The sequence below is a fragment of the Limimaricola soesokkakensis genome (assembly GCF_900172345.1).
Taxonomy (GTDB): Bacteria; Pseudomonadota; Alphaproteobacteria; order Rhodobacterales; family Rhodobacteraceae; genus Limimaricola; species Limimaricola soesokkakensis.
In genome coordinates, this window is the sequence record NZ_FWFY01000002.1 from 119,825 (window position 1) to 135,886 (window position 16,062).

Annotated in this window: 18 protein-coding genes; 3 read left to right on the forward strand and 15 right to left on the reverse strand. The window is 69.9% G+C overall.

All coding sequences use genetic code 11. The annotated features are described in order from the left end of the window. Positions 1-139: 139 nt before the first annotated feature. Complete coding sequence (locus LOS8367_RS03275) at positions 140-826, reverse strand: response regulator transcription factor (protein ID WP_085895029.1); 687 nt, start codon at positions 824-826, stop codon at positions 140-142. A 157-nt stretch (positions 827-983) separates the two neighbouring features. Here LOS8367_RS03275 and ribA point away from each other — a divergent pair, with 157 nt between their 5' ends. Together ribA and LOS8367_RS03285 are read left to right on the forward strand one after the other, a co-directional pair. Beyond that, positions 984-2,063, forward strand: coding sequence for a GTP cyclohydrolase II (gene ribA, locus LOS8367_RS03280; protein WP_085895030.1), 1,080 nt, complete (start codon positions 984-986; stop codon positions 2,061-2,063). After that, entirely contained in the window at positions 2,060-2,560 is a 501-nt protein-coding gene (locus LOS8367_RS03285; protein ID WP_085895031.1) for a L,D-transpeptidase family protein, read from the forward strand. Before ribA ends, LOS8367_RS03285 begins: the two co-directional genes overlap by 4 nt. 58 nt (positions 2,561-2,618) lie before the next feature. Here the strand turns inward: LOS8367_RS03285 and fmt are convergent, their stop codons facing one another. Genes fmt through def (LOS8367_RS03305) form a run of 4 tightly spaced genes read right to left on the reverse strand, consistent with a single transcriptional unit; the run spans position 2,619 to position 4,997 of the window. Beyond that, a complete protein-coding gene (fmt, locus tag LOS8367_RS03290; protein ID WP_085895032.1) occupies positions 2,619-3,518 on the reverse strand; it encodes a methionyl-tRNA formyltransferase in 900 nt (299 codons plus the stop codon). Beyond that, positions 3,518-4,009, reverse strand: coding sequence for a peptide deformylase (gene def, locus LOS8367_RS03295; protein WP_085895033.1), 492 nt, complete (start codon positions 4,007-4,009; stop codon positions 3,518-3,520). Before def (LOS8367_RS03295) ends, fmt begins: the two co-directional genes overlap by 1 nt. After that, positions 4,006-4,476, reverse strand: a complete 471-nt coding sequence (gene def / locus LOS8367_RS03300) for a peptide deformylase (RefSeq protein ID WP_085895034.1) — start codon at positions 4,474-4,476, stop codon at positions 4,006-4,008. The genes def (LOS8367_RS03295) and def (LOS8367_RS03300) overlap by 4 nt, the downstream gene beginning before the upstream one ends. Then, positions 4,476-4,997 carry a peptide deformylase gene (def, locus tag LOS8367_RS03305; protein ID WP_085895035.1) on the reverse strand — a complete coding sequence of 174 codons (522 nt, stop codon included), beginning with the start codon at positions 4,995-4,997 and terminating at the stop codon, positions 4,476-4,478. Before def (LOS8367_RS03305) ends, def (LOS8367_RS03300) begins: the two co-directional genes overlap by 1 nt. A gap of 102 nt (positions 4,998-5,099) precedes the next feature. On the opposite strand from def (LOS8367_RS03305), the gene LOS8367_RS03310 reads away from it, so the two are divergent. Then, positions 5,100-6,293 (forward strand): MalY/PatB family protein, encoded by a 1,194-nt coding sequence (locus LOS8367_RS03310; protein ID WP_085895036.1) that lies wholly within the window; start codon positions 5,100-5,102, stop codon positions 6,291-6,293. 3 nt (positions 6,294-6,296) lie between these two features. Here the strand turns inward: LOS8367_RS03310 and LOS8367_RS03315 are convergent, their stop codons facing one another. The 10 genes from LOS8367_RS03315 to mutL all read right to left on the reverse strand — a co-directional run bounded on the left by LOS8367_RS03315 (position 6,297) and on the right by mutL (position 16,024). Beyond that, on the reverse strand, positions 6,297-6,647 hold the full coding sequence (locus LOS8367_RS03315; protein WP_085895037.1) for a hypothetical protein: 351 nt from the start codon (positions 6,645-6,647) through the stop codon (positions 6,297-6,299). 73 nt (positions 6,648-6,720) lie between these two features. Then, positions 6,721-7,488 carry a precorrin-4 C(11)-methyltransferase gene (gene cobM, locus LOS8367_RS03320; RefSeq protein WP_085895038.1) on the reverse strand — a complete coding sequence of 256 codons (768 nt, stop codon included), beginning with the start codon at positions 7,486-7,488 and terminating at the stop codon, positions 6,721-6,723. A gap of 72 nt (positions 7,489-7,560) precedes the next feature. Then, positions 7,561-9,360 carry a precorrin-3B C(17)-methyltransferase gene (gene cobJ, locus LOS8367_RS03325; RefSeq protein ID WP_085895039.1) on the reverse strand — a complete coding sequence of 600 codons (1,800 nt, stop codon included), beginning with the start codon at positions 9,358-9,360 and terminating at the stop codon, positions 7,561-7,563. Continuing rightward, a complete protein-coding gene (cobI, locus tag LOS8367_RS03330) occupies positions 9,351-10,052 on the reverse strand; it encodes a precorrin-2 C(20)-methyltransferase (protein WP_085895040.1) in 702 nt (233 codons plus the stop codon). Before cobI ends, cobJ begins: the two co-directional genes overlap by 10 nt. Further along, a complete protein-coding gene (gene cbiE / locus LOS8367_RS03335) occupies positions 10,049-11,266 on the reverse strand; it encodes a precorrin-6y C5,15-methyltransferase (decarboxylating) subunit CbiE (RefSeq protein WP_085895041.1) in 1,218 nt (405 codons plus the stop codon). The genes cobI and cbiE overlap by 4 nt, the downstream gene beginning before the upstream one ends. Beyond that, the gene (locus tag LOS8367_RS03340; RefSeq protein ID WP_085895042.1) at positions 11,263-11,898 is read right to left on the reverse strand and encodes a precorrin-8X methylmutase; all 636 of its coding nucleotides are present in this window, start codon (positions 11,896-11,898) and stop codon (positions 11,263-11,265) included. Before LOS8367_RS03340 ends, cbiE begins: the two co-directional genes overlap by 4 nt. A gap of 61 nt (positions 11,899-11,959) precedes the next feature. Then, positions 11,960-13,117: a sirohydrochlorin chelatase gene (locus LOS8367_RS03345; RefSeq protein WP_085895043.1), complete on the reverse strand. Its 1,158-nt coding sequence runs from the start codon at positions 13,115-13,117 to the stop codon at positions 11,960-11,962. Continuing rightward, positions 13,114-13,338, reverse strand: coding sequence for a DUF6732 family protein (locus LOS8367_RS03350; RefSeq protein ID WP_085895044.1), 225 nt, complete (start codon positions 13,336-13,338; stop codon positions 13,114-13,116). Before LOS8367_RS03350 ends, LOS8367_RS03345 begins: the two co-directional genes overlap by 4 nt. A 181-nt stretch (positions 13,339-13,519) precedes the next feature. Beyond that, positions 13,520-14,008 carry a hypothetical protein gene (locus LOS8367_RS03355; protein WP_085895045.1) on the reverse strand — a complete coding sequence of 163 codons (489 nt, stop codon included), beginning with the start codon at positions 14,006-14,008 and terminating at the stop codon, positions 13,520-13,522. A 63-nt stretch (positions 14,009-14,071) separates the two neighbouring features. Then, complete coding sequence (gene mutL, locus LOS8367_RS03360; RefSeq protein ID WP_085895046.1) at positions 14,072-16,024, reverse strand: DNA mismatch repair endonuclease MutL; 1,953 nt, start codon at positions 16,022-16,024, stop codon at positions 14,072-14,074. Positions 16,025-16,062: the final 38 nt, after the last annotated feature.

Genomic DNA, 16,062 nt, shown 5'->3' on the forward strand with positions numbered 1-16,062 from the left:
TCTGCCAAGATCCTTCGATTGCACAGAAAAAAGCCGGGCACCGGGCCCGGCCAAGTCCAACAGGGAGGTATGTGGCGTGACCCCGCCACGGGGGCTTCGGCATGGCAACGCGCGGCCTTGGGATCGGTTCCCGCCGCGCTCAGGCCACGAGCCGATATCCCCCCGATTCCGTAACCAGAAGCCGCGCATTCGAAGGATCGGGTTCGATCTTCTGGCGCAGCCGGTAGATGTGGGTTTCGAGCGTGTGCGTGGTCACGCCCGCGTTGTAGCCCCAGACCTCGTGCAGCAGCACGTCGCGCGGCACCACACCCTCGGAGGCCCGATACAGGAACTTGAGGATGTTAGTTTCCTTCTCGGTCAGCCGGATCTTGCGATCATCCTCGGCCACGAGCAGCTTCTGTGCCGGGCGGAAGCTGTAGGGCCCGAGCTGGAACACCGCGTCCTCGGACTGCTCGTGGGTGCGCAGCTGCGCCCGGATCCGTGCCAGGAGAACCGGGAACTTGAACGGCTTGGTGATGTAGTCGTTGGCGCCGGCGTCGAGGCCGAGGATGGTATCGCTGTCGCTGTCATGGCCGGTCAAAATCAGGATCGGGCATTTCACGCCCTGCTTGCGCATGACCCGGCACAGCTCTCGGCCATCGGTATCGGGCAGGCCGACATCGAGGATCACCAGATCGAACAGCCCGGCCTTCACCTGCGCCATCGCCTCGTGGCCGTTTCCGGCTTCGAAGACGTCGAAATCCTCGGTCATGACGAGCTGTTCGCTCAGCGCCTCGCGCAGGTCGTCTTCGTCATCCACCAGCAGGATCTTCTTCACTTGTGCCATATCGACGCCTCCATGACCTTCCGGCTCCACACATGTGTAACGATCACGTGTGGCTCAAGTTTCGTGGCAATCTCTCACGCCGAGTTGTCGCGCCCGGGGGAAATGTTACAGTCGCCTCCCGCGCCGGGATCGCCCGGCCTTCCGCAAGGATGCGAACATGCCCTTTCGCCCCGATCCCGTCGAGCGCCGCGCCCGCGCCCTGACCGATCTTCGCCTCGGCGTGCCGGTGGTGCTCGGTCAGGACAAGGGGGCTCTCGTGCTCGCGGCCGAGACGGCGGGGCCCGACCGGCTGGCGGATCTGCGGAAGATGGGCGGGGCGCCGGTGCTGGCGATCACCGGGCGACGCGCCACGACGCTGCGCGCGCGGGCCTATGATGGCGATCTGGCACGGGTGGCGCTGCCGGCGGATGCCGATTGCGGCTGGCTGCGGGCCGTGGCCGATCCGGCGGGCGATCTGAACACCCCGATGAAGGGCCCGTTGAAGACCCTGCGCGACGGCTCGGCCGAGACGCACCGCGCGGCGATCGCGCTGGTCAAGGCAGCGCGGCTGCTGCCCGCGGCACTGGTGCTGCCGCTCGAGGATGCGGCGGGCTTTGCGGCGGCGAACGAGCTGACCCGGCTCGACCTGCCGCTGCCGCCGGCACTGACGCCAGCCTATGCCCCGGTCGCCGCTGCCCGGCTGCCAATGGAAGCGGCGGAGAAGGGCCGGCTGCACGTGTTCCGCCCCGGCGATGGCGGCGAGGAGCATTACGCGGTCGAGATCGGCAAACCGCTCCGAGACACGGCGCCGCTGGTGCGGCTGCACTCGGCCTGCTTCACCGGCGACGTTCTGGGTTCGCTCAAGTGCGACTGCGGCCCGCAGCTGCATGCCGCGCTCGACCAGATGGGCGAGGCCGGTGAAGGCGTTCTGCTGTATCTCAATCAGGAGGGACGCGGCATCGGCCTCGCCAACAAGATGCGGGCCTATTCGCTGCAGGATCAGGGCTTCGACACGGTCGAGGCGAACCACCGGCTCGGCTTCGAAGATGACGAGCGCGATTTCCGCATCGGCGCCGAGATCCTGAAGCGGCTGGGTTTTTCGCGCATCCGCCTGCTGACCAACAACCCCAACAAGGTCGCCCGGATGAACGAGGCCGGGATCGAGGTGGAGGAGCGGGTTCCGCTCAAGGTCGGTCGCGGCCTGCACAACCACCATTACCTCGCCACCAAGGCGGCCAAGTCGGGGCACCTGCTGTGATCCACTCTCCCGCCGATCTCGTCCTGACCCGCCGCGGCCTGCGGGTACTGGGTCGGTATCTCCCCTGCTCGATCGGCAGGGGCGGCATTCGCCGCGACAAGCGCGAGGGCGACGGCGCGACGCCGGTGGGCGAGCACCGCATCACCGGCATGTTCTACCGCCCCGACCGACTGGCCGCGCCCCAGCCATGGGCCGAGCCGATCCTGCCCGGCGACCTATGGTCGGACGCAAGCGGCGATCCCGCCTATAACAGCCATGTCCGCGCGCCCTATCCCGCGAGCCACGAGGTGCTGCGCCGGGCCGATCCGCTCTACGACATCGTGCTGGTTACGGACTGGAACGAGGGTGGCTCGCCCGGCGCCGGCTCAGCCATCTTCCTCCATCAGCGCCGCCGTCCGGGCTATCCGACCGAAGGCTGCGTCGCCTTCGCGCGCCCCGACCTGATCTGGCTCGCCCATCATGTCCCCTATGGCGCGCGGCTGATCGTCAGGCGCTGATCCCCGTCATCTTTCCGCAAATACGCGATCCCGACGCTTGCCTCGCGCGGGCCGCCGGTCAGTCGAGCCGATCCGGCAGGGCCCGTCCCCTGATCGCTTCGGCGAGGGGCAGCGGACGCTTGCCCTCGCGCTGGATCTCGAGGAACTCGACCGCGCCATCGCCGCAGGCCACGACACCCTCGCCGATCACCATCCCCGGCGCGCCCTCGCCCGGCCCGGCGGCGGCGCGCAGGATTTTGAGCCGCTCGCCTTCGGCCATGCACCACGCGCCCGGAAAGGGCGAGAGCGCGTTGACCTGACGCGCGACATGGGCGGCGGAGCGGGTCCAATCGATCCGCGCCTCGGCCTTGTCGATCTTGGCGGCATAGGTGACACCGTCATGCGGCTGCGGCTCGGGGTGCAGATCGTCGAGGTCGCGCAGCGTCTCGACGACGAGGCGACCGCCCATGCCGGCCAGCCGGTCATGCAGATCCGAGGCCGTGTCCGTGGGACCGATCGGCGTCGCCTCACGCATCAGCACCGGGCCGGTGTCGAGCCCCGCTTCCATCTGCATGATGCAGACGCCCGTCTCGGTATCGCCCTCCATGATCGCGCGCTGGATCGGCGCCGCCCCGCGCCAGCGCGGCAACAGAGAAGCGTGGATGTTCAAACAGCCCCGCGCGGGCGCGTCGAGGATCGGCTGCGGCAGGATCAGCCCATAGGCCACGACCACCGCGACATCGGCATCCAGCGCGGCGAAGGCGGCCTGTTCCTCCGCGCCCCTGAGCGAGACCGGGTGCCGCACCTCCAGCCCCAACTCCTCGGCCCGCGCTTGCACCGCGCTGGGCCGGGGCTTCTTGCCGCGACCGGCGGGGCGCGGCGGCTGGGTGTAGACGCAGGCGATCTCGTGGCCCGCGCGGACCAGCGCATCGAGCGCTTGAACCGAGAAATCGGGGGTGCCCATGAATACGACCCGCATCAGGAGAGCTTCCTCGCCTTGGCGACCAGCCGGTCGCGCTTGAGGCGGCTCAGCCGGTCGAAATACATGCGCCCCTCCAGATGATCGATCTGGTGCTGCAGCGAGGTCGCCCAGAGCCCGACGAAATCGCGCTCCTCGAGCTCGCCGCCCTCGTTCAGGAACCGCGCGGTGACGGCGCGCGGCCGCGAGATCACCGCCGAAACGCCGGGCAGGTTGGGCGAGGCTTCCTCGTGCTCGCGCTGCTGCACGCTCGCATGCAGGATCTCGGGGTTGGCCATCCGCACCGCCTGCCCGCGCCCGTCCGAGGCATCGACCACGGCGAGGCGCAGCGATACGCCGATCTGCGGCGCGGCCAGCCCGACGCCGGGCATCGCGTCCATGGCCTCGATCATCTCGTCCCAGAGGGCACGGATCTCGTCGGTGATCGCCTCCACGGGGGCCGCGGGCTTGCGCAGCGTCGGGTGCGGCCAGCGCAGGAAGGGGCGGGTCATTCGGAAGTGTCCTCTTCGTGTCGATCGATGCACAGGATGCCGTCGAGATGGTCGAGCTCGTGCTGCACGCAGGTCGCCTCCAGCCCATCGAACGCGGCCTCGTGGCCGAGGCCGGTCAGGTCCTGCCAGCGCAGCCTGACGCGCAGGGGACGGCGGACCCGGCACGGCGTGTCGGGGATCGACAGGCAGCCTTCCTCGCGCAGCGCCGTTTCTTCGGAAGCCTCTACCAGCTCGGGGTTCACGAAGACCTTGGGTGCCGGATCGCCGTCGCGCCACGCCACGTCGGTGACGAAGATCCGCATCGGCAGACCCACCTGCGGCGCCGCGAGACCGCGGCCCGGCGCATCGTACATCGTCTCGATCATGTCGGCGGCGAGCTGCGACAGGGTAGCGTCGAACAGCACCACCGGGTCGCAAGTCGCGCGCAGCACCGGCGCCGGGTACCGGACGATGTCGAGCACGGCCATCAGCCGCGCGCCCGCTCGCGCTTGAGCTTGACCATCTTGCGGGTGATCATCTGCCGCTTCATCGGCTTGAGATAATCGATGAAGAGCTTGCCATCGAGATGATCGATCTCGTGCTGCACGCAGGTCGCCCAGAGCCCCTCGAACCGCTCGGCATGGGTCTTTCCGTCGAGCCCGAGCCATTGCACCTCGACCTTGGCCGGGCGTTCGACCTCGGCGAACTGCTCGGGGATCGAGAGGCAGCCCTCTTCATAGACCGAACGGGCCTCCGAGGCCCACGTAACGGTCGGGTTCACCAGCACCATGGGCCGGGGCGCACCTTCGTCCTCCTTGGTGGCGTCCATCACCAGCAGCCGGCTCATCTGGCCGATCTGCGGCGCGGCGAGGCCGATGCCGGGGGCGTCGTACATGGTTTCCAGCATGTCGTCGGCCAGCCGCCGGATCTCGTCGGTGATGGAGGCGACGGGATCGGCGACGGTCTTCAGACGCGGGTCGGGATGGATGAGGATGGGGCGCAATGTCATGGCGCCGATCTAGGGCCAAGCGGCCCGCCTTGCAACATCGCCGCCCCTTGCGCTCGCGGCCCGGCCTGTGCAGCCTCTCGGCTCGAGATGCAGGAGACCGCCATGAGCCCCGACCGCCAGACCGCCCCCGATTTTGACGAGATCATCGACCGCCGCGGCACCAATTGCTCCAAGTGGGACATGATGGAGCCGGTCTATGGCGTCAGCCCCGACGAGGGGCTGGCGATGTGGGTGGCGGACATGGATTTCCGTCCCCCCGCCTGCGTGCAGCGCGCGGTCGAGGAGATGGCCGCGCATGGCGTCTACGGCTACGCCGCCTCGGACGCGGCGCAGCGCGAGGCGATCGGCTGGTGGATGGACCGCCGCCATGGCTGGCGCCCCGATCCGGGCGACATCTTCACCACCCACGGTCTCGTCAACGCCACCGGCCTTTGCGTCGACGCCTTTACCGAACCGGGCGAGGGGGTGGTGCTGTTCACCCCGGTCTACCACGCCTTCGCGCGGGTGATCCGCGCGGCCGGGCGGCAGGTGATCGAATGCCCGCTGGCGCTGGACGAGGGGCGCTACGTCCCCGATTTCGAGGCTTGGGACGCGATGATGACCGGGCGCGAGAGAATGATGATCCTGTGCTCGCCGCAAAACCCCGGCGGCCGGGTCTGGAGCCGGGCCGAGCTGGAGGGCTGGGCCGAGTTCGCGCGGCGCCATGACCTGATCCTCGTCTCCGACGAGATCCATTGCGACCTGACGATGCCGGGCGTGACCCATACCGCGATGACCCGGATCGACGGCGTGGCCGACCGGTTGCTGATGCTGACCGCGACGACCAAGACCTTCAACATCGCCGGCGCACATATCGGCAACGTCATCGTCTCCGACCCAAAGCTGAAGGCGCGCTTCGCGGCACGGATGGGCGCGCTGGGACTGTCGCCCAACAGCTTCGGCCTCGCCATGGCGACGGCGGCGATGTCGCCCGACGGGGTCGAGTGGCTGGAGGCGCTGCGGCGCTATCTCGATGGCAACCGGCGGCTGTTCGAGGAGGGGGTCGCGGCGATTCCGGGCCTCAAGCCGATGCCGCTCGAATCCACCTATCTGGAATGGGTGGATTTCTCGGGCACCGGCATGACGCGCGAGGAGGTGCTGGCGCGGATCGAGGGCGAGGCGAAGATCGCGGTGAACCACGGCACCAGCTTCGGTCTCGGCGGCGAGAGCTTCCAGCGGTTCAACATCGCGACCCCGCGCGCCCGGGTCGCCGAGGCGGTGGCGCGGCTGAAATCGGCCTTTGCCGACCTGCAGTGAGGCTCAGGACGGGGGCAGCCGCAGCGGCGGCTCGTCCTCGATCCGCTCGAAATCGACGGGCGCGGTGTCGGCGACGCGGCTGTGGCGCTTGAACTCGTAGATCCGCTCGCCCTCCTCCACGCGGCTGGTCATGACCAGGCATTGGTAGAGATGGCGCGGCCCGTCATAGAGATCGACGAAGCCGTGCAGGATCGGCGCGTCCTTGGCCGCGAGAGCGAAGCCGTCCTCCCACATGCGCAGCACCTGATGCACCTCGCCCGCGTCGTGGATGCACAGCCGCCCCGAGCGGCGTTGCGCGGCGCGACGCGCGGCTTCCATGGCGTCCTGCAGATCCTTCGTCAGATATTCGGTCATCTCGCGTTCTCCCCTGACTCCATCCTGCGCAGAAGAGTGTGAAATTCAAGCGACGTTCGCGGAAAATTCCCGGTCAGGCCCGCGCTTTCGGGCGCAGCACGTGCGGCTGCGCGGGATCGTAGAGCGCGCTGTCGGGAAAGCCCTGCCCGGCCCCCAGCGCCGGTCCCACGAGGATCAGCGCGGTACGGGTCAGCTTGGCCGCGCGCACCTTTGCATGAATGTCCGAGAGCGAGCCGCGGATCACCAGCTGATCGGGCCAGCTGGCGCGATAGACCACGGCGACCGGGCAATCCGCACCATAGAACGGCGTCAGCCGCCGCTCGATATCCCTGAGCGCCCGAATGCCGAGATGGATCGCCAGCGTGGTGCCGGTGGCGGCAAAGTTTTCGAGCGTCTCGCCCGCGGGCATGGAGGTCGATTTCATCGACATGCGGGTCAGGACGATGGACTGCGCCAGTTCGGGAATGGTCAGCTCCTGCCCCAGCGCGGCGGCGGCGGCGGTGTAGGCGGGCACGCCCGGCACGATCTCGTAAGCGATGCCGTCCGCCTTCAGCCTGCGGATCTGCTCGGCGATGGCGCCATAGAGCGAGGGGTCGCCCGAATGCACCCGCGCCACGTCCTCGCCACGCGCATGGGCCGCTTTGATCTCGGCATGGGTCTCGTCCAGCGTCATCGGCGCCGTGTCCATGACCCGCGCCCCCTCGGGCGCGCCCGCCACCACCTCTTCGGGCACCAGCGAGCCCGCGTAGAGACAGACCGGGCAGGCCGCGATGAGCCGCGCCGCCTTGAGGGTCAGAAGCTCCGGATCGCCCGGCCCGGCCCCGATGAAATAGACGGTCATGGCGCGTGCCCTTCGTGACTTTGTTCTTCAAATACGCAAGACGACAGGGCTTGGCCGCCGCGCTGCCATGCCCTAGCGCGCATCGATCTTGTTGGCGTAGCCGCGCGGCGTCACCATGCGCGGCCCCTCCCCCAGCGCGACCAGCTTCGACTGCGACGAGCCGACCAGAACCACCGTGAGCATGTCGACCTCGTCCACCTCCAGCGCGTCGAGCCGCCGGTAGCGGATCTCCTCTTCGGGCCGACCCAGCGAAGAGGCCAGCAGCACCGGTGTGTCGGCAGGGCGATGTTGGAGCAGGATGTCCCGCGCCTCGGCCAGCAGCGTGCGCCGCCGCTTCGAGACCGGGTTGTAGAAGGCGATGACGAAATCGCCCACGGCGGCGGCATGCAGCCGTTTCACGATGTCCTCGCGGGGGGTCAGCAGGTCCGACAGCGAGATGGCGCAGAAATCGTGACCGAGCGGCGCACCGGCGCGCGATGCGGCGGCTTGCAGCGCTGAGACACCGGGCGTGCAGACCACCTCGACACGGCGTGCGGCCTCCGAGACGCCGCCCTTGTCCGCGTCGCGCCCGAGCAGCTCGAACACCAGCGCGCCCATGGCGTAGATGCCTGCATCGCCCGAACAGATCAGAGCCACGTCACGCCCCTCGGCCGCGCGTTCCAGCGCGTAGCGGCAGCGATCCTCCTCGCCGCCCAACGGGAAGTCGGCGCGCGGTTTGCCGGCGGCGAGCGGTCCCAGCAGGTCGATGTAGAGCCCGTAGCCCACCAACTCCTCGGCCTGCGCGATCAGCCGCGAGGCTTCGGGCGTGCGCCAGCCGGACTGGCCCGGCCCGATGCCCACGACCGAAAGGCGGCCCCGACGGCGGCCGCGCAGCTCAATGATCGGCGCAGGCGTCATGGCCAGCGCGCAGGTGGCATTGGCGGTCTTGCGCTTGGTGACGACCAGCGTCGCGTCCTTCCCGGCCTGCGCCAGCGCCGCACCCTCCGAAACGCCATGGCAACCGACTTCGGCGAAGACGACCTCGGATGGGGTGGCGAGGCGCGGCGCCTCGGCCTCCAGCTCGGCGGCGGAGAAGAGGCGCAGCGGCACGCCGAGATCACGGGCGGCCGCGAGGATCGCGGGCTCGTCCGCCTTGAGGTCAATCGAGGCCACGGCCTGCACCGCCTCGGGCGCGATCCCGGCCTCGGCCAGCACATCGCGCAGCAGCGCGGCCAGTTCCTCGGGCGGGCAGTCGCGGGCGCAGCCGAGGCCCAGCACGGCGCGCTGCGGCGCGAAGTGAAGATGCTCCGGACCGAGCCCGCGCTGCGGGGCATCCGAGACGGTGATCTTCAGCGCATCGCCCCGGGGCAGCTCGGCCAGCCAAGACGCCTCGCCGATCACCGTGGCGCCGCCGCCCGACAGCAGCGCCGCCATCGCCCCCTTGGCATCGTCCGGGTTCACCAGCCGGTAGCCCAGGGGCGGCTCGTCGAGCGCCACGCCGAGCGCCACGTCGCCCGCAGTGGTGACGGCGGCGGTGCCGCCCAGTGCCTCGGCGATGCGTTTCGCCAAGCGGTTGGCGCCTCGATGCCCGCCGAGCAGCGGCACCACCACGCGGCCGTCATCGGAGACCGAGATCACCGGCGGCTCGGCGCGCTTGTCCGATAAAAGCGACGCCACCGCCCGGATCAGGATGCCGCTCGCACAGACGCCGACGACCGGCGTCCCCGCGGCGAAGAGATCGCGCGCATGTTCGAGCGCATCGGCGAAGAAGGCGTCGGCCCGCTCCACCCGCCCCTCGCGGCCGTGCAAGGGCGCGCCGAGCGCCTCGGCGATGCTACGGGCCACGGGTTCGCCCGAGCGGGAGAGCGCGAGTACAACGGGGGTCACAGCCAAGGATCGGCTCCCTTCGTGAGGATGATCATCGAGAAATAGGGCGCAGTATCAGGCGCCTCGGACAGCGGGCGGACGATCTCCGCCTCCAGGGTGGCGCGTTCGACATAGGTGGCATGCGATGTCAGGCCGAGACCCTCGATCACCGCGCGCACCTTAGGGAAATGCCGGCCGAGCTTCATGATGGCGACGCTCTCGGCGCCCTCGATCCGGGCGCGCAGCTCGGCCTCCGGCAGCGGGCCCGGCAGCACTGTCAGCCGCTCGTTGCGCGCGGCCAGCGGCCTGCGGGCGGCGGCCGCGGCCGCCGTGAGCGAGGTGACCCCGGGCACGATCTCGACCCGGTGGCGGTCCGCCAGCCGCGCGAAGAGATACATGAAGGAGCCATAGAAGAACGGGTCGCCCTCGCACAGGCAGACCACGTCTTCGCCCGTCTCCAGCGCCTCGGCGATCTTTGCTGCACCCGCGTCATAGGCCGCCTGCGCCGGAGCACGCTCGACCGTCATCGGCACATCCATGGCGATCTCGCGCGCCCCGGGCGCGATCAGCTCGGCGGCGATCGAACGCGCGAAGCTCGCGCCGCCCGCCAGTGTCGGATAGGCTATGACCCGCGCCCTCTCGATCAGCCGCGCGGCGCGCAGCGTAATCAGGTCGGGCGCGCCGGGGCCGAGGCCCACGCCGTAGAGCGTGCCGGTCATCGCTTGATCAGGCTCCACTGCATCACCGGCATCGCCGGACGCCAACCGGTGAGCCGGCCCACAGGTGCCGCACGCGCGACCGAGATCCGCACCAACTCGCCGCCATGCTCGGCATGCAGCGCGATCAGCGCCGCCTCGCTCTCCAGCGTCACCGCGTTGGCCACGAGCCGCCCCAGCGGTCGCAGCGCCGACCAGGCTGCCTCGAACACCTCGGCTGACAGCCCGCCGCCGATGAAGATCGCGTCGGGCGCGGGCAGCCCATCGAGCGCGCCGGGCGCCTCGCCCTCGACCAGACGCAGCCGCGGCGTGCCCAGCGCCAGCGCGTTCTGGGCCGCCATGGCGCGCCGGTCGGCGCGCGGCTCGATGCCGATCGCATTGGCGTAGCGCGCGGCGCGCATCCACTCGATCGCGACTGAGCCCGAGCCCGCGCCGATGTCCCACAAGAGCGCCCCGCGCATCGGCATCAGCTTGGCCAGCGTCGCGGCGCGCAATTCGCGCTTGGTCATCGTGCCGTCGGAGACGAAGAGCGCGTCATCGAGCCCCGGCACGCGCGGCAGCAGCGCCGCGTCGGGGGCGGCCACGCAGTCCACGGCCAGCGTGTTGAAGGCGGGCACCTCGTGATCCCAGCTTTCGGCGATGCCGTCGAAGCGCGCCTCGGCCTCGCCGCCCATGTTGGCCAGCACGGTCATCGGGCTCTTGCCGAAGCCGCGCTCGGTCAGGAACCGTGCGATCTGGCCCGGCGTCTCGGAGCCGGTGGTGAGGATCAGGAGCCGCGCCTGCGGCTGGATGAAGGCGATCATCTGCTCCACGGGGCGGCCATGCACCGTCAGCGTCTCGACATCGGCAAGGCTCCAGCCCATGCGCGCCGAGGCCAGTTGGAAGGCCGAGAGCTGCGGGTGATAGACGATCTCCGAGGCCGGGATCGCCCGCCCGATCCGCGCGCCCACCGAGAACCACAGCGGGTCGCCCGTCGCCAGCACCACGACGCGGCGGCCCTTGAAGGATTTCAGCCGGTCGATCAGCGCATCGAATGGGCTGGGCCAGGCGACGCGCTCGGCGCCTACCGCGCCCGCCAGTTCGTGATGCCGGTCGCCGCCGACGATGACCTCGGCCGCCTCGACCACGGCACGGGTCGCGGGCAGGAGTCCGTCCATGCCGTCCTCGCCGATGCCGACGACGTGGAGCCAGGGCTCCTGGGCTGCGACCGCGTTCATCCCCGTTCCTCCGAAATGCCATTGGCCAGCGCGTTCACCGCCGCCGAGGCCATGGCCGAGCCGCCCTTGCGGCCCCTGAGCGCCACGAAATCGCAGCCGCGCGGATCGCTCGCGAGCTCGGCCTTGGATTCCGCCGCGCCGACGAAGCCGACCGGAAAGCCGAGGATCAGCGCCGGCTTCGGCCAGCCCGCATCGAGGCGCTCCATGAGATAGAACAGCGCGGTGGGCGCGTTGCCGATAGCGATCACGGCGCCCTCGATCCGGTCACGCCACAGATCGACGGCGGCGGCCGAGCGCGTCGTGTCCAGCTGCTTCGCCATTTCCGGCACCCGCGGATCGTTCAGCGTCACCACGACCTCGGTGTCCGGCAGGTGCCGCCGGATGATCCCCGCCGCCACCATCTCGCAGTCGCACAGCACCGGCGCGCCGGCGGCCAGTGCCGCCCGCCCCGCCGCCATGGCACCGGGCGAAAAGGCCAGCCTGTCGGCGATCTCGACCATGCCGCAGGCATGGATCAGCCGGATCACCATGGGCTGGAGATCCTCGGGAAAGCGATCGAGCCGCGCCTCGGCGCGCACGGTGGCGAAGCTCTGGGCATAGATTTTCGCCGGATCGGTCTCGTAGGGGCGCATCACGGCCTCCGTCCCGCCCGGTGCGCGCCGGGAGGTTCAGGTATCAGAAAGGTAACGCCGCTCACTTGCGCGACTTCAGGACGCTGAGCGGTCCCAGCGGATGATCCGCCTGTGGATAGGGCGCGTGGTGGTGGTCGTGATCGTGATCGTGGTCATGACCATGATGGTGATGATGGTGACCATGCCCGTGATGATGGTGATTGTTGTCATGCGCGTGATCATGCGGCAGCCCATGCGCATGGGCGTGCGCGTGGCGCGCCTCGGCATCAAGGCGGCACATTCCCGTGCAGAAATCGGCGCAGAGTTCGCAATCCGCCACGTTGGAGCCCGGCGCGTTCGCGCCCTGCCCCTCGACATGGTGGTGGTGGCTTTCCTGCACCGCTCCGACCTCGGCCTCGAAGCCCAGCACCTGCGTGCGGTACTTGCACATGCCGCAGGTGGGCGGGACCACCTCGCCCACCAGTTCGGTGATACGCTCGGAGAAGGTGCCCAGCACCTCGGGATGATCGCCCAGATAGCCCGCCTTGACGAATTCCAGCTCGGGATGCGCCTCGGCCACCTGGTCGGTGAAGCCGTAGATCCGGTCGATCAGGATGCCGGAGAACAGGAAGTACGGGAACACCACGACCCGGCGATAGCCCAAGCGTGCCACGTGTTCGAGGCAGGGCTCGACCAGCGGGAAGGTGACGCCGGAATAGCCGGTCTCGCACCAGCCGAAGCCCATACCCTCCCACAAGAGCCGCGCGACCTTGGCAACGTTTCCATTGGCGTCGGGGTCGGAGGCGCCGCGGCCGATCACCACGAGGCAGGTCTCGTGCATCGGCACGTCAGAGGGGTTGGCGTCGAGCGCGGCTTGAATGCGGTCGGCGGCGGCGGCGACCATGCGCGGATCGACCCCCAACTCGCGGCCATAGATGATCTCGATGCCGTGCTTGGCGGCATAGGTGTTGAGCACGGTCGGGATGTCGTTCTTGGCATGCATCGCCGCGAACAGCATGCCCGGCACGGCGAGGATGCGGGTGCAGCCTTGCTCGCGCAGCCGGTCGAGCCCGTCGCGGATCACCGGATTGGCGAATTCGAGATAGCCGTATTCCACCGGCCAGTCGGGCGGCAGCAGCGCCGGCAGCTTTTGGGCCAGCACCGCGAATTCGTCCACTGCCGACTGGCTGCGCGAACCGTGGCCGCAGATCATCACGCCGGTCTTGGGCGCGGCGCTCATGCCTCGGCCTCGTCGCCCTTCGGCTCCGCGTCATGCGCCTCGTCCGTTTCCTTGCTCCCGCCCTTGAGCGCGCCCCACAGCCCCAGCGCGATCGCGAGGCCGATCGCCGCGCCGGCGACCCAGTGATCATGCCCGGCGAGGCCGGCCATGTGTCCGGGATGGGCGAACGCCATACCGGGCGCGGCCGTGAAGGCGGTGGTCGGCAGGAGGATGTGGCGCATCGCGGACCTCTCGATCTGGCAATGGCCGGCGCCCGCCGCATCATGCGGCGGATCTAGGACGACGTGGCGCTCCGGTCCCCTGTCTGGGTCGACCCCCGCACCACCGACCGTTCCGGCCACTTCGGGCTTCGTCGGTCCCCTCCATAGCCGGGCGGCGGCGCGGGCGAAACCCCCGGATGCGTCACTTCAGGGGAATGTCCCGACGCTGGGCGACGTAACCGATGGCGGGAAAATGCTCCCAGGCCAGCGGCGCCTGCAGCGCGGCCATCTTGCCGCCGCCATGGGTGACGAAGCCGTCGCCGCCGGTCATCAGGTGAAAGCTCACCCCATGCGTGCCGCTCACCACATAGGTGTCGCCCGCCTTGGACAGCTGCGCCGGCCGACCGTTGACGCAGATCGCCCGACCCTGCTGGCACGGGATCAACCGCCATGTCGCCATGTCGCCCCGCGCATCGGCGCTGATCACCGAGACCGGGCCCTTCTGGAAGGGAGATTCGGTGTATTCGGGCTCGAACGGGTCGGGCTCGGGCAGCACCCGGACCGGCGCCGTGGGCGGCGAGATCGGCAGAGGCTCGACCGAAGCCAGGAGCGGCATCACCACCGGCTCCACCTCGGCACAGCCCGCCAGCAGGGCCGCCGCCAAGGCCGCCCCCGTCATCGAAAATCGCATCACACCACTCCTCTTGCCGCCTTACCGATCACGTAGCCGTGAGACAGCGCAAGACAAGCGCCTTCACCGTCGCCCGAACAGCTTCTCTATATCCGACAGACGCAGTTCCACATAGGTCGGACGCCCATGGTTGCACTGGCCGGAGCCGGGTGTGGCCTCCATCTCACGCAGGAGCGCGTTCATCTCCTCGGCCCGCATCCGGCGGCCCGAGCGGACCGAGCCATGGCAGGCCACCCGGCTCAGGATCGCGTCGAGCCGCGCCGGCAGCGCGGTGGAGGCATCGAGATCCTCCAGCTCGTCGAGGATGTCGCGCAGCAGCGCCGCCGCGTCGATCCGGCCGAGGATCGCCGGGGTTTCGCGCACCGCCACCGTGCCCGGACCAAAGGCCTCGATGGTCAGGCCCAGTTGCGACAACTCGTCGGAAGCCTCGAGCAGCCGCGCCGCGCCGGCTCCGAGATCGACGATCTCGGGCACCAGCAGCGCCTGGGCCGCGACGCCGGTTTCGGCCATCTGCCGCTTCAGCCGTTCATAGACCAGACGCTCATGCGCGGCGTGCTGATCGACCAGCACCATGCCGGTCTCGGTCTGCGCAACGATCCAGTTGCCGTGCAGCTGCGCGCGGGCGGCGCCGAGCGGCAGCGCTTCCGCCTCCGCTCCCTCATCGGGCTCGACCCGCGCCGATGGCGCCTCGGTGCCGGGTAGCCGCGCGGGCGGCGCGGGCGGAGCCGTCTCGAAGCCGAAGCCCGACTCGGCCATGCCCGGCGCCTGGCTCTGCCGCGCCACCTGCATCGCCCGCATCGAGGGACGGTCCATCTGGTAGATCCGGGCCGGGCTGGCGGCATCGCGCTTGGGGCGGTCCTCTTCATCGATCAGACCGCCGGCATCGCCGGCCTCCCCCCGCTGCGCCGCCGGGCCGGGGCGCATCAGCCCCAGCGTTTCGGTTGCGACGGTGGTCGAGGCGCGGTGCCCGGCTCCCGACAGCGCCGCGCGCAGGGTCGAGACAATTAGCCCGCGCACCGCCTGCGGGTCGCGGAACCGCACCTCGGATTTCGCGGGATGCACGTTGACGTCGACGAGGTGCGGCTCGCACTCGACGAAGAGGGCGGCGGCGGGAAAGCGATCGCGCGACAGATAATCCATATAGGCCGCACGCAGCGCCCCGGTGAGCTGGCGGTCGGTGACGGGGCGGCCGTTGACGAAGACGTGCTGGCTCACCCCCGCGCCGCGCGAATAGGTCGGCAGCGCCGCGAAACCGGTCAGGTGCAGCCCCTCGCGACTGCCATCCACGGGGAGCGCGTTGTCGTGGAATTCGCGCCCCAGAATGGCGGCGAGGCGATTGCCCAGAGCCTCGACTGGATCGCCGGTCTCTGCATCCACGCGAAAGATCTCGCGGTCGCGCCCCTCGGTGGCGTCGCGCAGGCTGAAGGCGACATGCGGCTCGGCCATGGCCAATCGGCGCAGCGCCTCGGCCAGCGCCTGCCCCTCGGCCCGGTCCGAGCGCATGAATTTGAGCCGGGCCGGCGTCGCGTGGAACAGGTCGCGCAGTTCGACCACGGTGCCGCGATCGAGCGCGGCGGGCGTCACCGGTCCCAGCCGCCCGCCCTCGACCCGGATCGCCGCCGCTTCGAAACCGGTGACGCGCGAGGTCAGGGTAAGCCGCCCCACCGCACCGAGCGAGGCCAGCGCCTCGCCGCGAAAGCCGAAGGAGTGGATCGCCAGGAGGTCGGAGCCGTCGATCTTCGACGTGGCGTGGCGCGCCAGTGCCAGCGGCAGCTCCTCGGGGGTCATGCCGCAGCCGTCATCCTTGACGCGGATCAGCCGCTTGCCACCCGCGGCGATGGTGACCTCGACGCGCCGCGCGCCCGCGTCGAGCGCGTTCTCGACCAGCTCCTTGACCGCCGAGGCCGGGCGTTCGACCACCTCGCCCGCGGCGATGCGGTTGATCGCCGCCTCGTCGAGCTGGCGGATCACCGGGCGCGCGGGCGGGGTCGGGTTGGAAGCGTCGTGCTGGGTCATGAAACCCAACCTAGCACGCGCGCGCCGGGCTCCGCGAG

What these genes read in the sequence shown, in the direction of transcription:
- LOS8367_RS03275 (WP_085895029.1), bottom strand. Translation starts at nt 826, where the DNA reads ATGGCACAAGTGAAGAAGATCCTGCTGGTGGATGACGAAGACGACCTG.
- ribA (WP_085895030.1), top strand. Translation starts at nt 984, where the DNA reads ATGCCCTTTCGCCCCGATCCCGTCGAGCGCCGCGCCCGCGCCCTGACC.
- fmt (WP_085895032.1), bottom strand. Translation starts at nt 3,518, where the DNA reads ATGCGGGTCGTATTCATGGGCACCCCCGATTTCTCGGTTCAAGCGCTC.
- def (WP_085895033.1), bottom strand. Translation starts at nt 4,009, where the DNA reads ATGACCCGCCCCTTCCTGCGCTGGCCGCACCCGACGCTGCGCAAGCCC.
- def (WP_085895034.1), bottom strand. Translation starts at nt 4,476, where the DNA reads ATGGCCGTGCTCGACATCGTCCGGTACCCGGCGCCGGTGCTGCGCGCG.
- def (WP_085895035.1), bottom strand. Translation starts at nt 4,997, where the DNA reads ATGACATTGCGCCCCATCCTCATCCATCCCGACCCGCGTCTGAAGACC.
- LOS8367_RS03310 (WP_085895036.1), top strand. Translation starts at nt 5,100, where the DNA reads ATGAGCCCCGACCGCCAGACCGCCCCCGATTTTGACGAGATCATCGAC.
- LOS8367_RS03315 (WP_085895037.1), bottom strand. Translation starts at nt 6,647, where the DNA reads ATGACCGAATATCTGACGAAGGATCTGCAGGACGCCATGGAAGCCGCG.
- cobM (WP_085895038.1), bottom strand. Translation starts at nt 7,488, where the DNA reads ATGACCGTCTATTTCATCGGGGCCGGGCCGGGCGATCCGGAGCTTCTG.
- cobI (WP_085895040.1), bottom strand. Translation starts at nt 10,052, where the DNA reads ATGACCGGCACGCTCTACGGCGTGGGCCTCGGCCCCGGCGCGCCCGAC.
- cbiE (WP_085895041.1), bottom strand. Translation starts at nt 11,266, where the DNA reads ATGAACGCGGTCGCAGCCCAGGAGCCCTGGCTCCACGTCGTCGGCATC.
- LOS8367_RS03340 (WP_085895042.1), bottom strand. Translation starts at nt 11,898, where the DNA reads ATGCGCCCCTACGAGACCGATCCGGCGAAAATCTATGCCCAGAGCTTC.
- LOS8367_RS03345 (WP_085895043.1), bottom strand. Translation starts at nt 13,117, where the DNA reads ATGAGCGCCGCGCCCAAGACCGGCGTGATGATCTGCGGCCACGGTTCG.
- LOS8367_RS03350 (WP_085895044.1), bottom strand. Translation starts at nt 13,338, where the DNA reads ATGCGCCACATCCTCCTGCCGACCACCGCCTTCACGGCCGCGCCCGGT.
- LOS8367_RS03355 (WP_085895045.1), bottom strand. Translation starts at nt 14,008, where the DNA reads ATGCGATTTTCGATGACGGGGGCGGCCTTGGCGGCGGCCCTGCTGGCG.
- mutL (WP_085895046.1), bottom strand. Translation starts at nt 16,024, where the DNA reads ATGACCCAGCACGACGCTTCCAACCCGACCCCGCCCGCGCGCCCGGTG.